20 protein-coding genes are annotated in these 18409 nt (G+C 67.4%); 8 read left to right on the forward strand and 12 right to left on the reverse strand.

Annotated elements, in window-relative coordinates; all coding sequences use genetic code 11:
- Nucleotides 1-1050, forward strand: coding sequence for a methionine synthase (locus tag DEJ18_RS13330; protein ID WP_111210463.1), 1050 nt, complete (start codon nt 1-3; stop codon nt 1048-1050).
- A gap of 136 nt (nt 1051-1186) precedes the next feature.
- On the opposite strand, the gene DEJ18_RS13335 is transcribed toward DEJ18_RS13330, so the two are convergent.
- From DEJ18_RS13335 to DEJ18_RS13350, 5 genes are read right to left on the reverse strand one after another with little or no spacing between them, the layout of a single operon-like run.
- Complete coding sequence (locus DEJ18_RS13335) at nt 1187-2149, reverse strand: CPBP family intramembrane glutamic endopeptidase (RefSeq protein ID WP_146241549.1); 963 nt, start codon at nt 2147-2149, stop codon at nt 1187-1189.
- Entirely contained in the window at nt 2136-2471 is a 336-nt protein-coding gene (locus tag DEJ18_RS13340) for an SdpI family protein (RefSeq protein WP_146241548.1), read from the reverse strand. The genes DEJ18_RS13335 and DEJ18_RS13340 overlap by 14 nt, the downstream gene beginning before the upstream one ends.
- Nucleotides 2472-2474: 3 nt before the next feature.
- Nucleotides 2475-3392, reverse strand: coding sequence for an HTTM domain-containing protein (locus DEJ18_RS13345; RefSeq protein WP_146241547.1), 918 nt, complete (start codon nt 3390-3392; stop codon nt 2475-2477).
- A complete protein-coding gene (locus tag DEJ18_RS16025) occupies nt 3373-3894 on the reverse strand; it encodes a hypothetical protein (protein ID WP_181434184.1) in 522 nt (173 codons plus the stop codon). The genes DEJ18_RS13345 and DEJ18_RS16025 overlap by 20 nt, the downstream gene beginning before the upstream one ends.
- Nucleotides 3891-4484: a sporulation delaying protein family toxin gene (locus tag DEJ18_RS13350; RefSeq protein ID WP_111210459.1), complete on the reverse strand. Its 594-nt coding sequence runs from the start codon at nt 4482-4484 to the stop codon at nt 3891-3893. Before DEJ18_RS13350 ends, DEJ18_RS16025 begins: the two co-directional genes overlap by 4 nt.
- A gap of 92 nt (nt 4485-4576) precedes the next feature.
- Here DEJ18_RS13350 and DEJ18_RS13355 point away from each other — a divergent pair, with 92 nt between their 5' ends.
- Together DEJ18_RS13355 and DEJ18_RS13360 are read left to right on the forward strand one after the other, a co-directional pair.
- Nucleotides 4577-4873: a hypothetical protein gene (locus tag DEJ18_RS13355; protein WP_146241546.1), complete on the forward strand. Its 297-nt coding sequence runs from the start codon at nt 4577-4579 to the stop codon at nt 4871-4873.
- Between the two features lie 973 nt (nt 4874-5846).
- Nucleotides 5847-6269 carry a PRC-barrel domain-containing protein gene (locus tag DEJ18_RS13360; protein WP_111210458.1) on the forward strand — a complete coding sequence of 141 codons (423 nt, stop codon included), beginning with the start codon at nt 5847-5849 and terminating at the stop codon, nt 6267-6269.
- Between the two features lie 182 nt (nt 6270-6451).
- Here DEJ18_RS13360 and nrdF read toward each other — a convergent pair whose 3' ends face one another.
- The 4 genes from nrdF to nrdH form a co-directional block, all read right to left on the reverse strand.
- A complete protein-coding gene (nrdF, locus tag DEJ18_RS13365) occupies nt 6452-7453 on the reverse strand; it encodes a class 1b ribonucleoside-diphosphate reductase subunit beta (RefSeq protein ID WP_058725585.1) in 1002 nt (333 codons plus the stop codon).
- Between the two features lie 101 nt (nt 7454-7554).
- Nucleotides 7555-9660, reverse strand: coding sequence for a class 1b ribonucleoside-diphosphate reductase subunit alpha (gene nrdE / locus DEJ18_RS13370; protein WP_111210457.1), 2106 nt, complete (start codon nt 9658-9660; stop codon nt 7555-7557).
- Between the two features lie 17 nt (nt 9661-9677).
- Nucleotides 9678-10094, reverse strand: coding sequence for a class Ib ribonucleoside-diphosphate reductase assembly flavoprotein NrdI (gene nrdI / locus DEJ18_RS13375; RefSeq protein WP_111082306.1), 417 nt, complete (start codon nt 10092-10094; stop codon nt 9678-9680).
- 115 nt (nt 10095-10209) lie between these two features.
- The gene (gene nrdH / locus DEJ18_RS13380) at nt 10210-10443 is read right to left on the reverse strand and encodes a glutaredoxin-like protein NrdH (RefSeq protein ID WP_058769310.1); all 234 of its coding nucleotides are present in this window, start codon (nt 10441-10443) and stop codon (nt 10210-10212) included.
- Between the two features lie 378 nt (nt 10444-10821).
- Here nrdH and DEJ18_RS13385 point away from each other — a divergent pair, with 378 nt between their 5' ends.
- Together DEJ18_RS13385 and DEJ18_RS13390 are read left to right on the forward strand one after the other, a co-directional pair.
- Nucleotides 10822-12027, forward strand: coding sequence for an MFS transporter (locus DEJ18_RS13385; protein ID WP_111082305.1), 1206 nt, complete (start codon nt 10822-10824; stop codon nt 12025-12027).
- A gap of 73 nt (nt 12028-12100) precedes the next feature.
- The gene (locus DEJ18_RS13390) at nt 12101-12919 is read left to right on the forward strand and encodes an aldo/keto reductase (RefSeq protein WP_111210456.1); all 819 of its coding nucleotides are present in this window, start codon (nt 12101-12103) and stop codon (nt 12917-12919) included.
- 62 nt (nt 12920-12981) lie between these two features.
- On the opposite strand, the gene DEJ18_RS13395 is transcribed toward DEJ18_RS13390, so the two are convergent.
- Nucleotides 12982-13311, reverse strand: coding sequence for a hypothetical protein (locus tag DEJ18_RS13395; RefSeq protein ID WP_111210455.1), 330 nt, complete (start codon nt 13309-13311; stop codon nt 12982-12984).
- A gap of 111 nt (nt 13312-13422) precedes the next feature.
- Here DEJ18_RS13395 and DEJ18_RS13400 point away from each other — a divergent pair, with 111 nt between their 5' ends.
- The 3 genes from DEJ18_RS13400 to DEJ18_RS13410 all read left to right on the forward strand — a co-directional run bounded on the left by DEJ18_RS13400 (nt 13423) and on the right by DEJ18_RS13410 (nt 15336).
- Nucleotides 13423-14013 carry a hypothetical protein gene (locus DEJ18_RS13400; RefSeq protein WP_111210454.1) on the forward strand — a complete coding sequence of 197 codons (591 nt, stop codon included), beginning with the start codon at nt 13423-13425 and terminating at the stop codon, nt 14011-14013.
- On the forward strand, nt 14000-14617 hold the full coding sequence (locus DEJ18_RS13405; protein ID WP_111210453.1) for a hypothetical protein: 618 nt from the start codon (nt 14000-14002) through the stop codon (nt 14615-14617). The genes DEJ18_RS13400 and DEJ18_RS13405 overlap by 14 nt, the downstream gene beginning before the upstream one ends.
- A gap of 197 nt (nt 14618-14814) precedes the next feature.
- Entirely contained in the window at nt 14815-15336 is a 522-nt protein-coding gene (locus DEJ18_RS13410) for a ribonuclease H family protein (protein WP_111210452.1), read from the forward strand.
- Between the two features lie 121 nt (nt 15337-15457).
- Here the strand turns inward: DEJ18_RS13410 and DEJ18_RS13415 are convergent, their stop codons facing one another.
- Together DEJ18_RS13415 and DEJ18_RS13420 are read right to left on the reverse strand one after the other, a co-directional pair.
- The gene (locus tag DEJ18_RS13415; RefSeq protein WP_111082299.1) at nt 15458-15709 is read right to left on the reverse strand and encodes a DUF6458 family protein; all 252 of its coding nucleotides are present in this window, start codon (nt 15707-15709) and stop codon (nt 15458-15460) included.
- A gap of 99 nt (nt 15710-15808) precedes the next feature.
- Nucleotides 15809-18364, reverse strand: a complete 2556-nt coding sequence (locus DEJ18_RS13420) for a DEAD/DEAH box helicase (protein ID WP_111210451.1) — start codon at nt 18362-18364, stop codon at nt 15809-15811.
- Between the last annotated feature and the right edge of the window lie 45 nt (nt 18365-18409).

Below are 18409 nucleotides of genomic sequence, written 5' to 3' on the forward strand. Positions count from 1 at the left end.
ATGAGCGACCTCCTCCCCACCTCGATCGTCGGCAGCCTGCCGAAGCCGTCCTGGCTCGCCGAGCCCGAACGGCTCTGGTCCCCCTGGCTGCTCGAGGGTGAGGCGTTGACCGAGGGCAAGCAGGACGCCCTCCGCTCCGCCGTCCACGAGCAGGAGCGCAACCGCATCGACATCGTCAGCGACGGCGAGCAGACCCGCCAGCACTTCGTGACGACCTTCATCGAGCACCTCGACGGCATCGACCAGGAGCGCAAGGAGACCGTCCGGATCCGCGACCGGTACGACGCCGCCGTGCCCACGGTCGTCGGTGCCGTGAGCCGCCCCGCCCCGGTGTTCGTCGAGGACGCGAAGTTCCTCCGAGCCCAGACCGACCGGCCGATCAAGTGGGCGCTCCCCGGCCCGATGACCATGATCGACACGCTCTCCGACCAGCACTACAAGAGCCGCGAGAAGCTGGCGTGGGAGTTCGCCACGATCCTCAACCAGGAGGCTCGGGAGCTGCAGGACGCCGGCGTGGACGTCATCCAGTTCGACGAGCCCGCCTTCACCGTCTTCCACGACGAGGTGCAGGACTGGGGCGTCGCCGCGCTCGAGCGCGCCGCCGAGGGCCTGCACGCCGAGACCGCCGTGCACATCTGCTACGGCTACGGCATCGAGGCGAACAACAAGTGGAAGGAGACCCTCGGCGCCGAGTGGCGGCAGTACGAGCAGTCCTTCCCGCTCCTGCAGCAGTCCTCGATCGACATCGTCTCCCTCGAGTGCATCCACTCCCACGTCCCGCTCGAACTCGTCGAGCTGATCCGCGGCAAGAAGGTCATGCTCGGCGCGATCGACGTCGCCACCGAGACCGTCGAGACCCCGGAGGAGGTCGCCGAGACACTCCGACGCGCCCTCTCCTTCATCGACGCCGACAAGCTCATCCCGAGCTCCAACTGCGGGATGGCACCGCTTGCGCGAGGTGCTGCGCTCTCGAAGCTCGGTGCGCTGTCCGCGGGAGCCGCCATCGTGCGGGCTGAGCTCGTCGGCACCGCAGTCCCGTCGGGACGTTAGCCGCCACGAGCTACAGGGCGGCTCCCCTCCGGAAGGAGGGGAGCCGCCCTGTAGCTAAATCGGCCGGCTGCTTGGCTCTCGATCCCGCCTGGAGGCGCGGCTCCTGTCCGACCGACAGGTCGCGTTGGTATTGGCGTCACCCCTCACCGCACCCGCGAACCCGATCGCCGTCCCAGCGGTTACTGAATCGACGCGAGCAAGCGATGACGATCGTCCCGAAAACTGCAGCGGCGATCCAAGTTCCAACGCCGAGCGGGCCCGCCAGGGCGAGGTCCGGCGGATGTTTCGCAGATGAGAACAGCAGCACCAGACCGCCGGCTGCGTTGAACGCGCCGTGCCCGAAAACGGCAGGCCAGACGGAATTGCTCCAGATCCGGAGCCAGCCAAGGGACGTTCCAACGGCGGTGGCTCCGACGATCATCAGGACGACCCCGGACAGGTCTGGACGATCGAAGTTGTAGCCCAGCAAGATGATCGGGCTGTGCCAGACGCCCCACACGATGCCGGTGATCAGCACAGCGGGCCAGTCGCCGACAGGCCGTAGGGCAGGGAGCAGAAAACCACGCCACCCGATTTCCTCACCGAATGCGAGCACCCCGTTCAGTATCGCGGCGATCGGGATCGACATGACCTGCACGAGGACGAGTACGCCGATCGGCAGAAGGTCCCTCGCTTCCTCGGGAAGTATCGCGGCAAACCCGCTGAACGTCACGAGGTCGAGGCGGACGAGATGCAGGAGCGCGGCGACTGCGATGCCGGCGATGACGACGAGTGGAAGCACGACGATGCCGCCCAGTGAGAAGCGCAGGAGCTTTCCGACCGGTCGGAGCGGGACGATTCCGAGCTGCCGGACAGCCCGCCGCACCGGAACGCGTAGCTGCAGCAGCACAACGATCGCTGCTGCAGCGCAGGGTGTGAACATCGTGATCGGCAGGACCCACAGCGCGTGCGCCGACGCCAAGCCCACCGGATCGATCCACAGCGGCAGGCTGGTGAGCCATCCAAAGCCCCAGGCCAGGACCGTGAAGATCAGGATCGGCTTCCAGCGGACCTCCGCTGCCACTGGCTCGGGAATGACAGGGCCATCAACGCGAAGCATCAGGTGCTTTCCGGACTGCTCGTTGCGCAGCGGCGACGCTCCACAAGCCCCCGGCAAGCAGCACAGCAGCGCAGAGGATCACCGCAGACACGTCGTTCGGCCGCCCCGTCACCGCTGCGGTCATCCCGAGAACGATCACGCCACCGGCAGCAACGCTGGTCGGGAGCACGGCAGCCTGGTGCCCTCGGCGCCAGGCTGCCGCATCTTGCATCGTCGCTCGCGTACGAACACCGACGAATGAGTTCCGGCCGATGACGCCCCCTGCGGGCAACGCGACGAAGACCACGGTCACCACCGCCGCAACCATTTCGACGAAGATCACCTTCTACCCCTTTCCCAGAACGACCGAGCGCGCGCCTGGCCGTTGAACGTTGATGCTGAACACCGCAGCGTTCTGCAAGGCGCGGCAGATGAGGAGCGCTCCGGCCATGGTGATGCCGAAGGACCAGAGCCCCAGAACGATGGCGATGCCGGCGTGGAAGGCGATGCCGGCGCCGAGTAGGAGCCGTGACCACCGCCCGCGCATCCAGATCACTCCGACGAGGCTGAGCTCGAACACGAGGACCGCGTACGTGGCCGTCACCATGATGAGCGGATGTTCGAGAACCGGAGCGAACGCAGCGAACATGTCTGGTGGGAGCCCGAACGTGGGCATCTGCAGCCAGTACCAGAACGCTGTCCCGTCGGACCATTGCGGCACAGCGAACTTCGCGACGGCAGCGATCGCGTAGACGATCGACAGCTGCAACCTGATCAACTCAGCGGCCCCGTACGCGAATGCGTTCTCGCGAAGCAAGTCGAAGTAGGGCGTCTGCGGGGAGTACGCACTCCCCCTCGGCGCACTCAGTAGCCACGGGATCAGAAGCATCGTCATGGCCGCATTGACCTGATCCCCACCCTCGACGAGCACGACGTTCTGCGACACGCTCCACGCCACGTAGAAGTGCGGGACGGCAAGGATTCTGGGGGCGAAGCCGCTGATGACCCCGACAAGCACGAGCACTGCCGCGATCGTCGCCAGAGTCAGGCCGTTGGTAATCACCTCGGAGACGCAGAACAGCCCGAACCGTCCGGCACCGACGCAACCTGATGCAGCCGCGTTCGGCAGGAACGTGAGGAACAACGACCGCTCATCGCTCAGCAACAGGGTCGAAAGACTCCCGAGAGCCAGCACCGACCGCGAAACGCCGATCGGGTTCGCGCGTCGAAGACCAGCGGTCAGGTCATGCAGGGCATTGCGCATCGACGATCACCACCTTGGATGGCATCGCGCTCACGCGCGTCCCGTACGCGAAGGGGATCGGCTCCCTCTTCCGGATGAGGACTGGCTCACAAACCGGCGGGGCAGCGAGCTCGAACTGATGTTGCACTCGTGGCGCCGCAACCGCGCACCGCTGCACATCAGCATTCGCGGCGCACGACGACGAGGCGTCCCCGGCTGCTTGCGAAAGGGCAGCTACTTCAGCATCAATCGCGCGGGCTCGCCTCGACAAACCCATCGCATCGGCGGTAGGGAGCGCGTCGACAACCGGCACCCACCTCCCGCCACGTTCGAGGTAGGCCAGATCAGCTGCCTCCGTAGGGTCCTTCGTGAAGAACGCCCAGCCCTGCGGGGATGACACTGCGACTGCCTTCACAGCTCGTGTCAGCCCGGCCGGGAAGTACCGTGCAGACGGAAGCGAGGAGAGCGCGACCGCGGTCACCAACAGCCCGAACACCGCAGCCGCGCTCTTCCCGTGCTTCATTCGCGACCGAGATCCGCAAGACGCGCCGAGATCAACTGCGCATCAGCATCGTTTTCAACCTGACGAGTGACCACCCACGTCACGAAGGCGACCGTCACCGCGACACCAACGTTGATCGCGACGGCGAGGTTACCGGCCAGCACGAGATTCACCGTCGCGCACAGCGCACCGTTCTCGACGCGCGGCGTTCCCCCGACGTACGTCTCCTGGAACGTGCGCTGGAGGGTCCTGACGGCCTCGTGGACGCGGATCGGATCTCCGGACCGGAACGCAGCAAGCGCGGTGTCGGTCACCTCAGCGCGGTCCGATCGGAATTCACGAACCACCTCCGCGGCAAGCTCGTCAAAGTTCTCCGGCAGCGGCGTCTCGTCGCCAATGTGAACGCCCAGCGCCGAGGCAACAGGACCGGCCCCGAACAACACGGCGGTCAGCACCTGATCATCGGAGTACTTGTACCTGGCCGGGAGCGCCACGGTCACACCCGCGGCCGCGGTCTGCTCGGCTGACGCCGTACCCGCTGGCGTGATCACCCCACTCGTCATGATCAGCGCCCCGCCAGCGAGGAGCGCGGCCGTCTTCATCGTCAACATGGGTCCTCCTCAATCAAGACGCTTGTTGCGCCAACTGATCTTTCACCGGATGGATATTGCATGTCAAGGGTGGCCGGTGCAAGCTACTTCCCATGAAGAGGTGGATCCGCATCCCCGCCGTCGTCGTCGGCGCTGCAGCCACGGCGTACGGGTGCTTGTACCTGAGCCCGCTCCTGACCGGCTGGATCGGAGCAGCCACACTCTGGACGGCGACGACACGCTGGAGCTCCGGCGAGGCGATCGAGCTTCCTGTCGGCACAGAGATCGATCCCGCAGACGTCCGGAGGTACCGCGAAGACCATCCCGGAGTCTCGATCGAGCGAGCAGCCGCTGCCGTCGCCAAAGCGTCAGCGGCTCAACCGAACGGGCACGATGAGACGCATCCTTGAACAGCGAACACCCAGCAGGCCGACGCCCGCGGGGCGTCACGACGATCCGATCAGCATCATCCAGGCACGCAAAGCAACGCCGTCACCGGGAACGTGACCGTCACGACGGTCCAGGTGGCGACGGCTTTGCGCCGCGCAGGCGCGCGAGGAAAACCTCGGGCCGACCCGCCCCTTTGACAGATGTGTCGGCAGCGCAACCCACCCGGAGCAACCAGCTTGAACTTTCTCAGACCTGCGAAAGGGCTGCTGCGAACGGCCACGACGTGGCATCGCGCGGCCGCATCAGCCAGCAGGTGCGCGACGGCCGCTTCACGCAGCGTCGTTGCTGGTCTCGACGCGGAGCTCCTCATCCCGGGCTGTCGCGGCTCACCTTGTCGAAGTCGCCCGTAATGCACTGCGAGCTGCCGTCGATCGTGTACCCCGAGGATCCGCTCGGAAGTCGGAAGAACTCACCGGACCGCCCCTGCCCCGGACTCCGAGGATGGGATACTCACCGCCGGTCTGGTACCGCTCGGTCGTGACCCCGAGCTCCTTCCAGTGGCGCTCCACCGCAACGACATCGGGGTTCGGGTCTTCGCTCGCAGACCGGACCATCGCGTAGACGTACTGGACGCCCCTACCCCAGGGCCGAGGCCGCACTTCCCGAGCCCCGGACTGTCTCGGACCTCCCAGTCGTCACCAACGACGTCGGTGGACCCTTCGACGACCTTGACGACCTTGACGATGGACTGTTCCGTCTGCTCTGGGCTCTTCCCGAGCTCTGCGCTGCAGCCGGTGAGAACGACGACGGCGAACAGCGCCGCTCCTGTCGCCCGGAGGACGATCACGGCCTTCCGCCGATCGGGCTTCATGCCAGAGCTTCTTCCAGACCGCTGCGCTTCAGCAACATCTCTACGATCATCTCGTGAAGCACTCGGGCCCGTCTCACGATCACTGACACAAGCGGGTCAGGCGTGGGGCGTTGACTACGCCCATGATCACCAAGAGCAAGATCCACGAGGTCGAAAACGCGACCGTCCGAGACCGCGACGGCGTATCGGTCGGCAAGGTCGCGCAGGTGTTCCCCTCCGAGGACGGCAACGCTGCGTTCGTCAGCGTCGCTACAGGACTCTTCGGGGGTCACACCGCGCTCGTCCCGGTCGAGGACGCCACGTTCGACGGCACGGACCTGCACGTCGGGTACGCGAAGAGCGCGATCAAGGGTGCACCCTCCCCCGGAGCCGGAAACACCTTGTCCGCCACCGAGGCGAACGCCGTCCGCAAGCACTTTGGGCTGTCCCCCACCGGCAGAGCGACCGGCGACATGGGTGATCCGCACGAGAACCTCGACCAGGCTGGTACTGGTCCAGCAGGCGCAGACGACACCGAGGGCGCGGGCACGACGCCGTCGGCGTGAGCAGCGCCGGCGAGTGACCCGAGCAAGCGCGGCAGCCCGGGGCCGCCAGCGCGGCGAGAACTGACATGTTCCGAGGTAGCGAACGCAACAACGTCAGTGCGATGCCCAGGTGCCTCGGCGAGAAACGCAACTAGCGGAGTGCGTCTCACGGAGCGTTCAAACGAGTGAGAGTCAGACCAGACTCAGAAGTCCCAGTCCTCGTCCTCCGTCACGACGGCCTTGCCGATGACGTACGACGAGCCCGACCCCGAGAAGAAGTCGTGGTTCTCGTCCGCGTTCGGCGACAGCGCCGACAGGATCGCCGGGTTCACGTCCGTCGTCTCCTTGGGGAACATCGGCTCGTAGCCCAGGTTCATCAGCGCCTTGTTGGCGTTGTAGTGCAGGAACTTCTTGACGTCCTCGGTCAGCCCGACACCGTCGTAGAGGTCCTGCGTGTACTGCACCTCGTTCTCGTAGAGCTCGAACAGCAGGTTGAACGTGTAGTCCTTGATCTCCTGCTTGCGCTCCTCGGAAGCGCCCTCGAGTCCCTTCTGGAACTTGTACCCGATGTAGTACCCGTGGACGGCCTCGTCGCGGATGATCAGGCGGATCAGGTCGGCGGTGTTGGTGAGCTTCGCGCGCGAGGACCAGTACATCGGCAGGTAGAAGCCGGAGTAGAACAGGAACGACTCGAGCAGCGTCGAGGCGACCTTGCGCTTCAGGGGGTCGTCACCGGTGTAGTAGTCGAGGACGATCTGGGCCTTCTTCTGCAGGTTCGGGTTCTCCGTGGACCAGCGGAAGGCGTCGTCGATCTCGGGCGTCGAGGCGAGCGTCGAGAAGATCGACGAGTAGCTCTTCGCGTGCACCGACTCCATGAACGCGATGTTCGTGTAGACGGCCTCTTCGTGCGGGGTGATCGCGTCGGGGATCAGGCTGATCGCGCCGACGGTGCCCTGGATGGTGTCGAGCAGCGTCAGGCCGGTGAAGACCCGCATGGTGAGCTGCTGCTCCTCGGGCGTGAGGGTGTTCCACGACTGCACGTCGTTCGACAGCGGCACCTTCTCGGGCAGCCAGAAGTTGTTGACCAGACGGTTCCAGACCTCGACGTCCTTGTCGTCCTGGATGCGGTTCCAGTTGATGGCACTGACCGCGCTGATCAGCGGGATGGACTTGCCCGTGGCGTGGACCGGGTCGGTGAGGGTCATGGCTTTCTTCCGGATGGTGGTGAGCGGAACAGGTGTCGGACTGGAGGTGCGTGGCGGGGTCGCCCCGCGCCTCCAGTCCGAAGGGTGGATCGCGGCAGCGATCAGAGCATGCAGCTGACGCAGCCCTCGACCTCGGTGCCCTCGAGGGCGAGCTGGCGCAGACGGATGTAGTAGATCGTCTTGATGCCCTTGCGCCATGCGTAGATCTGGGCCTTGTTGATGTCGCGCGTGGTGGCGGTGTCCTTGAAGAACAGCGTGAGCGACAGACCCTGGTCGACGTGCTGCGTGGCAGCGGCGTAGGTGTCGATGATCTTCTCGGGGCCGATCTCGTACGCGTCCTGGTAGTAGTCCAGGTTGTCGTTCGTCATGAACGGCGCCGGGTAGTAGACGCGGCCGAGCTTGCCTTCCTTGCGGATCTCGATCTTCGACGCGATCGGGTGGATCGACGACGTCGAGTGGTTGATGTACGAGATCGAACCGGTCGGCGGGACGGCCTGCAGGTTCTGGTTGTAGATGCCGTACTGCTGGATGGACGCCTTCAGCGCCTTCCAGTCGTCCTGCGTCGGGATGGTGATGTTCGCGTTGTCGAACAGCGACGCGACGCGGGGGGTGGCCGGCGTCCAGACCTGGTCGGTGTACTTGTCGAAGAACTCACCCGACGCGTACTTCGAGTCGCGGAAGCCGTCGAAGGTCTCCCCGGTCTCGATCGCGATCTTGTTCGAGGCACGCAGGGCGTGGAACAGCACCGTGTAGAAGTAGATGTTCGTGAAGTCGATGCCCTCTTCGGAGCCGTAGTAGACGCGCTCACGAGCGAGGTAGCCGTGCAGGTTCATCTGGCCGAGACCGATGGCGTGCGACTTGTCGTTGCCGTCCTCGACACTGCGGACCGAGGTGATGTGCGACATCTGCGACACCGAGGTCAGGCCGCGGATCGCGGTCTCGATGGTCTTGCCGAAGTCCGGCGAGTCCATCGTCAGCGCGATGTTCAGCGAGCCGAGGTTGCAGGAGATGTCCTTGCCGATCTCCTTGTAGGACAGGTCCTCGTTGAAGGTGGTCGGGGTGTTGACCTGCAGGATCTCCGAGCACAGGTTGGACATGTTGATCCGACCCTTGATCGGGTTGGCCTTGTTCACCGTGTCCTCGAACACGATGTACGGGTAGCCCGACTCGAACTGGATCTCGGCGATGGTCGTGAAGAAGTCACGCGCCTTGATCTTCGTCTTCTTGATGCGCGAGTCGTCGACCATCGCGCGGTAGTTCTCGGAGATCGGGACGTCGCCGAACGGGACGCCGTAGACCTTCTCGACGTCGTACGGCGAGAACAGGTACATGTCCTCGTTGTTCTTCGCGAGCTCGAACGTGATGTCCGGCACGACGACACCGAGCGACAGCGTCTTGATGCGGATCTTCTCGTCCGCGTTCTCGCGCTTGGTGTCGAGGAACTTCATGATGTCGGGGTGGTGCGCCGACAGGTAGACGGCACCGGCACCCTGACGCGCGCCGAGCTGGTTCGCGTACGAGAAGGAGTCTTCCAGCAGCTTCATCACGGGGATGATGCCCGAGGACTGGTTCTCGATCTGCTTGATCGGGGCGCCGGCCTCACGGATGTTGGAGAGGAGCAGGGCCACGCCGCCACCGCGCTTCGAGAGCTGCAGCGAGGAGTTGATGCCGCGCGAGATCGACTCCATGTTGTCCTCGATGCGGAGGAGGAAGCAGGAGACGAGTTCGCCGCGCTGGGCCTTGGCGGTGTTGAGGAACGTCGGGGTCGCGGGCTGGAAGCGGCCGGCGATGATCTCCTCGACGAGGTCGATCGCGAGCTGCTCGTTGCCCTGCGCCAGGCCGAGCGCGGTCATGACGACGCGGTCCTCGAAGCGCTCGAGGTAGCGCTTGCCGTCGAACGTCTTGAGCGTGTAGCTCGTGTAGTACTTGAACGCACCGAGGAACGTCTGGAACCGGAACTTCTTCGAGTACGCCAGGTCGTTGAGCTGCTGGATGAACTCGAGCGAGTACTGGTCGATCGTCGCCTGCTCGTAGTACTCGTTCTCGACCAGGTAGTCCAGCCGCTCCTTCAGGTTGTGGAAGAAGACGGTGTTCTGGTTGACGTGCTGCAGGAAGAACTGCTTGGCCGCCTCACGATCCTTGTCGAACTGGATGTTCCCGTTCGCGTCGTAGAGGTTGAGCATCGCGTTGAGGGAGTGGTAGTCCATCCCCGTCTGCGGCGACGTCAGATCGACGTCTGCAACTGCTGCGTCCAAAATGCTTCCAATCCTGAGTTGACCGCCGACACGTCGTCAGGGGTCCCGAAGAGTTCGAATCGATAGAGCACGGGCACGTGGCACTTCTGTGCGATCACATCGCCCGCGAGACCGTAGGCCTCGCCGAAGTTCGTGTTGCCGCCGACGATCACGCCCCGGATCAGCGCCCGGTTGTGTTCGTCGTTGAGGAACTTGATGACCTGCTTGGGGACCGCTCCGTGTCCGTTGCCGCCGCCGTAGGTGGGCAGGACGAGGACGTACGGGCCGTCCGCGTGGAGGAACGGTTCGCTCGGCAGGAGCGGGATCCGGTCGGCGTCCTGGCCGAGCTTTTCCACGAACCGGGCGGTGTTGCCCGAGACACTCGAGAAGTAGACGAGGCGGCTCATGGTGCGCTCCTTGCCAGGTGCGGACTGCGGACCGGAGGGGTGTGGCGGGGGCGGGACGAGCCTCCAGGCTGTCTGCCCACCGCCGGGGTGCGCGGGCCGGACCGGCCCGCGCGGATCAGGCCAGTTCGGCGCTGAGGGTGGCGATCTTGTCGGGGCGGAAGCCCGACCAGTGGTCGTCGTCGGTCACGACGACGGGAGCCTGCATGTAGCCGAGGCTCTTGACGTGCTCGAGCGCGGCTTCGTCCGTGGAGACGTCGTGCACCTCGTACTGGATGCCCTTGTTGTCGAGGGCGCGGTACGTCGCAGTGCACTGGACGCAGGACGGCTTGGTGTACACGGTGACGGCCATGATCTCCCCTGGTTCTGGGCCCGGTTGCAGGCCCGACGTTCTGGTGCTGTGTCGTGGACGACGCTACTACATGTAGTGCCCGATGGACGGATGGACCACTAGAGGAAGTGTTACACCCCTGTAGTTCTCCACAACGCCCTCCACAGTCTGTGGATTCCCGGGAGGCCCGGTTTTCCGCCACTCTCGCACCCGCCACCGACACTTCCCACACCCTGTCGGGGGCCCCTCTCCACGGGTGTGGAAACCGGTGGACGGACCTGCCGCTCGGCGTGTCTGAGAACGCTGTGCGGACAGCCTCCGGGCACCCCTCCCCCACACAGGGGTCAGCGCTCTCCACAGTCGCTGCGGCGCGGTCCGTCCGGTCCGTACACTCGACACGTGAGCGCGTACGGGTCCCTGCTGAAGACGCCCGGGGTCGGCCGGGTCATCGCCGCACAACTCACCGCACGGTTCCCGTTCGGCATGCTGTCGCTGGCGTACCTGCTGCACGTCGAGCACATCTTCCACTCGTACGGTGCCGCCGGACTCGTCCTCGCGACCACGAGCATCGGCCAGGCCCTCGCCGGCCCGCTGACCAGCCGGTGGATGGGCAGCTGGGGCATGCGCCCCGTCCTGGTCCTCACGAGCATCGTCGCGTTCGTCACCATGGGCGTCATCGCGTTCTTCGTGATGCCGCTCTGGGCCTACGTGGTCATCGGGTTCGTCGGCGGCCTGGCCGTCCCGCCCGTGCAGCCCGCGGTGCGCACCATCTACCCGAAGATGGTGACGTCGAAGCAGCTCACCCCGTTGTTCTCCCTCGACGCGAGCGCGCAGGAGCTCATCTGGGTCGCCGGCCCGGTCATCACCACGTTCGTCGCGACGCAGATCGGCACGGTCGAGGCCATCGTCGTCGCCATGGTCTTCCTGCTCGTCGGCGGGGCGTGGTTCATCGCCTCCCCCGAACTCGGACGCGTCCGGATCCCCCGCTCCAAGCGTGCGTTCGGCGTCGTGATGAAGCGCCCGGCCGTCGTCGTCGCGACCCTGACCGGCCTGCTGCTCATCGGCGCGTGCGCCGCGGTCGAGGCCAGCGTCACCAGCGTCTTCGGCGAGGGCAGCCCGAACGCCGGCATCGTCCTCGCCGTGTTCGCCGTCGGGTCCCTCGTCGGCGGCCTGGCGCTCGGCCACCGCCCGATCTCGCCGAACACGCTCTGGCTGCGGATGCTGATCGTGTTCGTCGGCCTCGTCCTGGCCGTCGGCAACCCGACGTTCTGGTGGCTCTGCATCGCCCTGGTCATCGCCGGCGCCGGGATCGCTCCCGCGCTCGCGGTGATGTTCGGCTCCGTCTCGGCGACCGTGAAGTTCTCCGACACAGCCGAGGCCTACGGCTGGATGGGCACCGGGCAGCTCATCGGTGCCGCCGGCGGTTCCGCCGTGGCCGGCTTCCTCATCGACAGCAACGGGCCGAGCGGCGGGCTGATGGTCGGTGCCGTCATGGCGGCCGCAGGCGTCGTGCTGCCCCTGGCGATGAAGAGCTGGCTGCCCGACCTCCGTGGGCGGGACGTCAGCCCCATCCCGGACACCGAGCCGGTGCACCTCCCCACCTGATCCGGAACCCCCGGTTCTCCACGGTCCGCCTGGAGGCTCGGCTCACCCCCGTCACGCCGGGCAGGATGGGTGCATGGTCACCACGTTCCCCCTCCGCGACGGTCGGAGCATCCCCGCGATCGGTTTCGGCGTCTACAAGGTCGACGACGCCGAGGCATCGGCGGCCGTCGGGCTGGCGCTCGAGGCCGGGTACCGCCACGTCGACACCGCCGAGATGTACGGGAACGAACGCGGCGTCGGGCAGGCGATCCGGGCCTCCCGGCTCGACCGCGACGACGTCTTCGTGACGACGAAGGTGTGGAACGACCACCAGGGGCGCGACGCGACCCTGCGGGCGTTCGACGCCAGTCTCGACCGCCTGGGCCTCGACGCCGTCGACCTCTACCTCATCCACTGGCCTGCCGCGGCCAACGACCGCTACGTCGAGACCTGGCGCACGCTCGTCGAGCTCCGGGAGTCCGGCCGGGCGCGCAGCATCGGGGTCTCGAACTTCCAGGTGCCGCACCTCGAACGCATCATCGACGAGACGGGCGAGGTCCCGGCGCTCAACCAGGTCGAGCGGCACCCGTGGTTGCCACAGCGCGAGCTCATCGCCTTCCACGCGCAGCACGGCATCGTCACCGGGGCGTGGTCGCCCCTCGGCCGCGGACGCCTCATCGACGAATCGGTCCTCACCGGCATCGCCGCCGCGCACGGGGTGAGCGTCGCCCAGGTGCTCGTGCGGTGGAACGTGCAGCAGGGCGTCGTCGTCCTGCCGAAGTCGGTCACGCCGTCGCGCATCCGGTCGAACCTCGACGTCGACGGGTTCGTGCTGACGGACGACGAGCTCGCCGCGATCGCCGGACTCGAGTCCGGGCAGCGAACGGGCTCCCACCCGGACTCGGTGTCCTGACGGACCGACCCTGGGCCCGCGTCCTGGCGGACAGACCCGCGTCCTGACAGCCCGCCCGGCGATCAGCCCTGGCGGTCCTCCTCGGACTGCCACGGCAGGTTCAGGTCGCCCGGCTCCGGCTCGACGTCACCGGCGTCGTCGGCGCCACCGGTGCCGGGGGCAGCGACGATCCGCGAGGGGTCGATACCGTCCTCGCGCAGGTCCGCGTCGTCCCGCTGCTTCGTCTGGGACGCGTCCATCTCCCGCTCGCTCGAGGGGCTGTACGACGTGTCGGCGGCCCGCTGCTCGCTGCCACTGACACCGTCGACGTCGTCACTGTGTGCGGCCGAGGTCAGGGCGTCCGAGCGGTCCCGGTCGTCCGAGTGCTCGGGGCCTGCGATGTCGTTGCTCATGGTGCTTCCTCCCGTTTTCCAGAACGGTAGGCGGCGGAGGGCGATCGGCTCCCAGGGCACCGGCTCGATCGGGGCACAACGGCGCCGCGCTCGCATCGGTACCGTCGAAGGGTGATCGATCCTCGTGCCCTCGCTTCCGACGAGCTCCGTCCCGGCGAGCGCCTGCTGTGGGTGGGGCAGAGCGACCCAGCCCGCCTGTTCAGCGCGCGTGATGCTTTCCTCGTTCCCTTCAGCCTCCTGTGGGGCGGCTTCGCGATCTTCTGGGAGGTCGGCGTCCTGACCAGCGGAGCGCCGTGGTTCTTCCCGCTCTTCGGCGCCGTGTTCGTCGCGGCCGGTCTGTACCTCATCGCCGGTCGGTTCCTCGTCAAGCGGCACCGCAAGCGCACCGAGGTCTACGCCGTGACCGATCGCCGCGCATTCGTCACGACGGGCTCGAACACCCGCGAGACCGACATCTCCAGGACGGACCGCACCATCAACCGGTCGCGGGGACACGTCTCGGTCGAGTGGCAGGACCGGGGCGGTGCCGGCTCGCTCTTCGGGCGTTCGACCTCGGTCGCCGCGCAGTACGCGAACTCGGGCCTCGACGGCATCGCTGGCCCACGGTTGTTCGGGTTCTACGACGTGCTCGACGGCAAGGCGCTGGTCGAGGCCCTCGATGCCGCATCCGTGCACCGACGACCCGACGATGCCCGGCGCTGACGACCCAGCGCCCGATGGTCCCGCCGTCGGTCACGTCGGGGCCGCGCACGACCTCGTGGACCGGCTGCTCCGTCCGGGCGAGCAGATCCTCTGGGCCGGCCAGAGTGACCCGCGCCGGATGTTCGTCGACGCCGACCGGTACCTGATCCCCTTCAGTGCCTTCTTCACGACCATGGTCACGATCGGCCTCGTGAGTGCCGCACGGTCCCACGCCCACCCAGTGGTGATCGCGCTGTTGTCCGCGTTCGTCCTGGTCGGTCTGCACATGCTCGTCGGCCGTTTCGCCGTGAAGCGCCACCGCGAACGCACCGACGTGTACGCCGTGACGACGGAACGTGTCCTCATCACGAACGGCCGCAGGACCCGCGAGACCGATGCCCGACGCACCGACTGGTACGTCGACCGATCACCGGGGCACGTCACGGTCCAGTGGGACGACGTCAGCGACCTCGACACCCTCTTCTACGGCGGGAGCGCGGCGGCACAGCAGTACGCGAACACCGGGCTCGACGGCGCACCCGGCGCACGCGAGAACTTCGCGCTCTACGACGTCGCCGACGGGGACGCCCTCGTCGCCGCGCTCCGTCAGGTGAGCGGCCGCTGATCCTCGGTCCGGTTGCGCCCCGCCGCGGACGACGCACCGTGTCGCGACAGGATGCGACGAGCCCCGTCGCGACAGGGTGCGACGAGCGCAGCGGGGCGCGACCCCGGCACCGTCCCCCGCCGACGGCCGGGAGGCACGCCCCGCCCGACAGGTCCGTTACGCTCGTCGGGCACTCGCCACCACCAGGAGGTCCCACCGTGACGATCGTCGCCGCCGCAGACGGCTCAGCCCTCGGCAACCCAGGCCCCGCCGGCTGGGCCTGGTACGTGGACGACGACCGGTGGGCAGCCGGCGGATGGCCCCGCGGGACGAACAACCAGGGCGAACTGACCGCGGTCCTGCAGCTCCTCCGTGCGACCAAGGACACCGGCGAACCCCTGCACATCCTCTGCGACAGCCAGTACGCCATCAAGGCCTGCACCGAGTGGCTCGCCGGGTGGAAGCGGAAGGGCTGGCGGAAGGCCGACGGCAAGCCCGTGCTGAACGTCGAGATCATCAAGGAACTCGACGCCGAGCTCCAGGGCCGCAAGGTCACCTTCGAGTGGGTCCGCGGGCACATGGGCCACGAGATGAACGAAGCTGCGGACGTCCGCGCCCGGGCTGCAGCGACCGCGTACCAGAACCGCACCGAGGTGCCGACGGGGCCCGGCTGGCCGGGCGTCGACGTCCCGGAGCCGGAAGCACTGCCCGAGGCCGTCCCACCCGCGACGCTCTTCTGAGCCGAGCACGCGCAGCCAGCCGCTCGCACAGCCGGTCGCGCGGGCAGCAGCCGCACAGCACCCGGACACACGACGAGGGCGGGACCGATCGGTCCCGCCCTCGTCGTTCGCGCTCCTGGTGTCAGTAGGTGCCGTCGCGGCGGTCCTGCCGGGTGATCTGCTCGCCGGAGGCCGGATCGACCCCGCTCCGGGTCGTGGTCGTGGTGCGACGGGCACCGAACCCGACCGCCAGGCTGATGATGAGCAGGATGATCCCGGCTGCGATGAGGATGTAGCCGATGAGCTTCAGGTCGATGCCTGCGATCTGGTAATCGACCGCGAACGCGATGATCGCGCCGATCACGATCAGGGCGATGCTGGAGCCGATGCGCATGAGGGGTTCCTTCCGTCGGGCTGCCGCCGAACCTACCCGTCGCGCTCGACACGCGTTCCGGACCGTCGACCGGTGCGTTCCTCGGAGGCCTCGGCACGCTCAGTCGACGTCGACCTCTGCCCACCCGTCGAAGCGACCGACCTCGGTGACCCGGACGACGGCCTCCCCCGCCTCGTCGGACGCGTCGAGGTCGATCGTCGCCGAGAACCCGAAGTCCTTGTCACCCGCCGGGTCGGCGAAGATCTGCCGCGCGCGCCAGGTCCGCCCCTGCTCGGAGAGCACGAGGTACTGCATGGAGCGGGCTTCGGCGTCGATGCCGATCGTGTCGTGCTCGTCGTAGTACTCCTCGAGCACGTTGTCCCACGCGTGCTGGTCGAACCCGGCGGTGGCGTTGAGTTCGCCGAGGCCCTCGATGTCGTCACGGGCCGCGAGGAGCACCCGCTGGAACAGGGCGTTGCGGACCAGCACCCGGAAGGCCCGGACGTTGCCGGTCAGGCGGGCGGGCTGCGGCGGGGCGATCTCCTCGTGCTCGGCCTCGGCGAGCGCGATGTCCCCGTTCATCAGCGCCTCCCACTCGTCGACGAGCGAGGAGTCGACCTGGCGCACGAGTTCTCCGAGCCACTCGATGAGGTCGTCGAGCTCCGGGGTGCGGTGTTCGTCCGAGATCGTCTGCCGCATGGTCCGGTAGGCGTCGGACAGGTACCGCAACACGAGCCCTTCGGATCGGGTGAGCTGGTAGTACCGGACGTAGTCGCCGAAGGTCATCGCCCGCTCGTACATGTCGCGGACGACGGACTTCGGCGAGAGCGAGAAGTCGAGCACCCAGGGCTGCTCGTCCGCGTAGCTCTCGTAGGCGGCGGTGAGGAGTTCGTCGAGCGGCTTCGGCCAGGTGACCTCCTCGAGGAGCTCCATCCGCTCGTCGTACTCGATGCCCTCCTGCTTCATCCGGGCGACCGCTTCGCCGCGCTCCTTGAACTGCTGCTGCGACAGGATCGCGCGCGGGTCGTCGAGGGTGGCTTCGACGATCGACACCATGTCGAGCGCGAAGGTCGGCGACTCGGGGTCGAGCAGCTCGAAGGCGGCGAGCGCGAACGGTGACAGCGGCTGGTTCAGCGCGAAGTTCGCCTGCAGGTCCACGGTGAGCCGGTAGGTCCCGTCCACCTTCTCGATCACCCGGGCGTTGATCAGGGTCCGGGCGATGGTGAGCGCCCGCCGGGCCATCGCGAGCTGGCGCGCTCGCGGTTCGTGGTTGTCGAAGACGAGCGAGCGGACGTCCTCGAAGGCGTCCCCGCCGCGGGCGACGACGGACAGCACCATCGCGTGCGTGATCCGCATCCGCGACACCATCGGCTCGGGCTCGGCGGCGATGAGGCGCTCGAATGACGCCTGCCCCCAGGAGACGAATCCCTCGGGCGCCTTCTTCCGCTTGATCTTGTTCTTCTTCTTCGGGTCGTCACCGGCCTTCGCGACGGCGCGGGCGTTCTCGATGTCGTGCTCCGGGGCCTCCGCGACGACGTCGCCCTCGGTGTCGTAGCCGGCGCGACCGGCACGGCCGGCGATCTGGTGGAACTCGCGCGCGGAGAGTTGCCGCATCTTCGTGCCGTCGAACTTCGTCAACCCGGTGAAGAGCACCGCTCGGATCGGGACGTTGATGCCGACGCCGAGGGTGTCGGTCCCGCAGATCACGGGCAGGAGCCCGCGCTGCGCGAGCTGCTCGACCAGGCGGCGGTACTTCGGCAGCATGCCGGCGTGGTGCACCCCGATGCCCGCGCGGATCAGGCGGGACAGGGTCTGCCCGAACCCGGCGCTGAAGCGGAAGCCGGCGATGGCTTCGGCGATCTCGTCGCGGCGCTCACGGCTGGCGACCTTGGCGGACATGAGCGACTGCGCCCGCTCGAGCGCCGCCGCCTGGGCGAAGTGCACGATGTACACCGGCGCCTTGCGCTCGTCGAGCAGGCGTTCGACGGTCTCCTGCACCGGCGTCATGACGTACTCGTAGGCGAGCGGGACGGGGCGCGAGACGCCGGTGACCCGGGCGGTGGGCCGGCCGGTGCGTCGCGAGAGGTCGTCGGCGATCGAGGTGACGTCACCGAGGGTGGCGGACATGAGCAGGAACTGCGCGCGGTCGAGCACGAGCAGCGGCACCTGCCACGCCCACCCGCGGTCTGCGTCGCCGTAGAAGTGGAACTCGTCCATCACGACGACGTCCACGTCGGCGTCGGGGCCCTGCCGGAGGGCGAGGTTCGCGAGGATCTCGGCGGTGCAGCAGACGATGGGCGCATCGGCGTTGACGGCCGAGTCGCCCGTGACCATGCCGACGTTCTGCGCGCCGAAGAGGTCGACGAGCTGGAAGAACTTCTCGGAGACGAGCGCCTTGATCGGGGCGGTGTAGTAGCTCCGCTTGCCCTCGGCGAGCGCCGCGAAGTGTGCGCCGGCCGCGACGAGGGACTTGCCGGTGCCGGTCGGCGTGCTCAGGACGACGTTGGCGCCGGAGACGAGTTCGATGAGCGCTTCGTCCTGGGCGGGGTAGAGCGGCCGACCACCGGAGGCGGCCCACTCGGCGAAGGCCAGGTAGACGGCGTCGGGGTCGACGACACCGCCCTCTGCCGCCGGCAGTGCGGCGACGAGCGGAGGGGCGGTGGAGACGTCGGTCATGTCCCCATCCTCCCAGCACCACGCGTCAGCGGTCCCGGGAGGCCC

It is taken from the genome of Curtobacterium sp. MCSS17_015, assembly GCF_003234265.2.
Taxonomy (GTDB): domain Bacteria; phylum Actinomycetota; class Actinomycetes; order Actinomycetales; family Microbacteriaceae; genus Curtobacterium.

Excerpts from the sequence above, each read along its gene's own strand:
- DEJ18_RS13330 (WP_111210463.1), top strand. The coding sequence starts at position 1 with ATGAGCGACCTCCTCCCCACCTCGATCGTCGGCAGCCTGCCGAAGCCG.
- DEJ18_RS13335 (WP_146241549.1), bottom strand. The coding sequence starts at position 2,149 with ATGCTTCGCGTTGATGGCCCTGTCATTCCCGAGCCAGTGGCAGCGGAG.
- DEJ18_RS13345 (WP_146241547.1), bottom strand. The coding sequence starts at position 3,392 with ATGCGCAATGCCCTGCATGACCTGACCGCTGGTCTTCGACGCGCGAAC.
- DEJ18_RS16025 (WP_181434184.1), bottom strand. The coding sequence starts at position 3,894 with ATGAAGCACGGGAAGAGCGCGGCTGCGGTGTTCGGGCTGTTGGTGACC.
- DEJ18_RS13350 (WP_111210459.1), bottom strand. The coding sequence starts at position 4,484 with ATGTTGACGATGAAGACGGCCGCGCTCCTCGCTGGCGGGGCGCTGATC.
- DEJ18_RS13355 (WP_146241546.1), top strand. The coding sequence starts at position 4,577 with ATGAAGAGGTGGATCCGCATCCCCGCCGTCGTCGTCGGCGCTGCAGCC.
- DEJ18_RS13360 (WP_111210458.1), top strand. The coding sequence starts at position 5,847 with ATGATCACCAAGAGCAAGATCCACGAGGTCGAAAACGCGACCGTCCGA.
- nrdF (WP_058725585.1), bottom strand. The coding sequence starts at position 7,453 with ATGACCCTCACCGACCCGGTCCACGCCACGGGCAAGTCCATCCCGCTG.
- nrdE (WP_111210457.1), bottom strand. The coding sequence starts at position 9,660 with ATGGACTACCACTCCCTCAACGCGATGCTCAACCTCTACGACGCGAAC.
- nrdI (WP_111082306.1), bottom strand. The coding sequence starts at position 10,094 with ATGAGCCGCCTCGTCTACTTCTCGAGTGTCTCGGGCAACACCGCCCGG.
- nrdH (WP_058769310.1), bottom strand. The coding sequence starts at position 10,443 with ATGGCCGTCACCGTGTACACCAAGCCGTCCTGCGTCCAGTGCACTGCG.
- DEJ18_RS13390 (WP_111210456.1), top strand. The coding sequence starts at position 12,101 with ATGGTCACCACGTTCCCCCTCCGCGACGGTCGGAGCATCCCCGCGATC.
- DEJ18_RS13395 (WP_111210455.1), bottom strand. The coding sequence starts at position 13,311 with ATGAGCAACGACATCGCAGGCCCCGAGCACTCGGACGACCGGGACCGC.
- DEJ18_RS13405 (WP_111210453.1), top strand. The coding sequence starts at position 14,000 with ATGCCCGGCGCTGACGACCCAGCGCCCGATGGTCCCGCCGTCGGTCAC.
- DEJ18_RS13415 (WP_111082299.1), bottom strand. The coding sequence starts at position 15,709 with ATGCGCATCGGCTCCAGCATCGCCCTGATCGTGATCGGCGCGATCATC.
- DEJ18_RS13420 (WP_111210451.1), bottom strand. The coding sequence starts at position 18,364 with ATGACCGACGTCTCCACCGCCCCTCCGCTCGTCGCCGCACTGCCGGCG.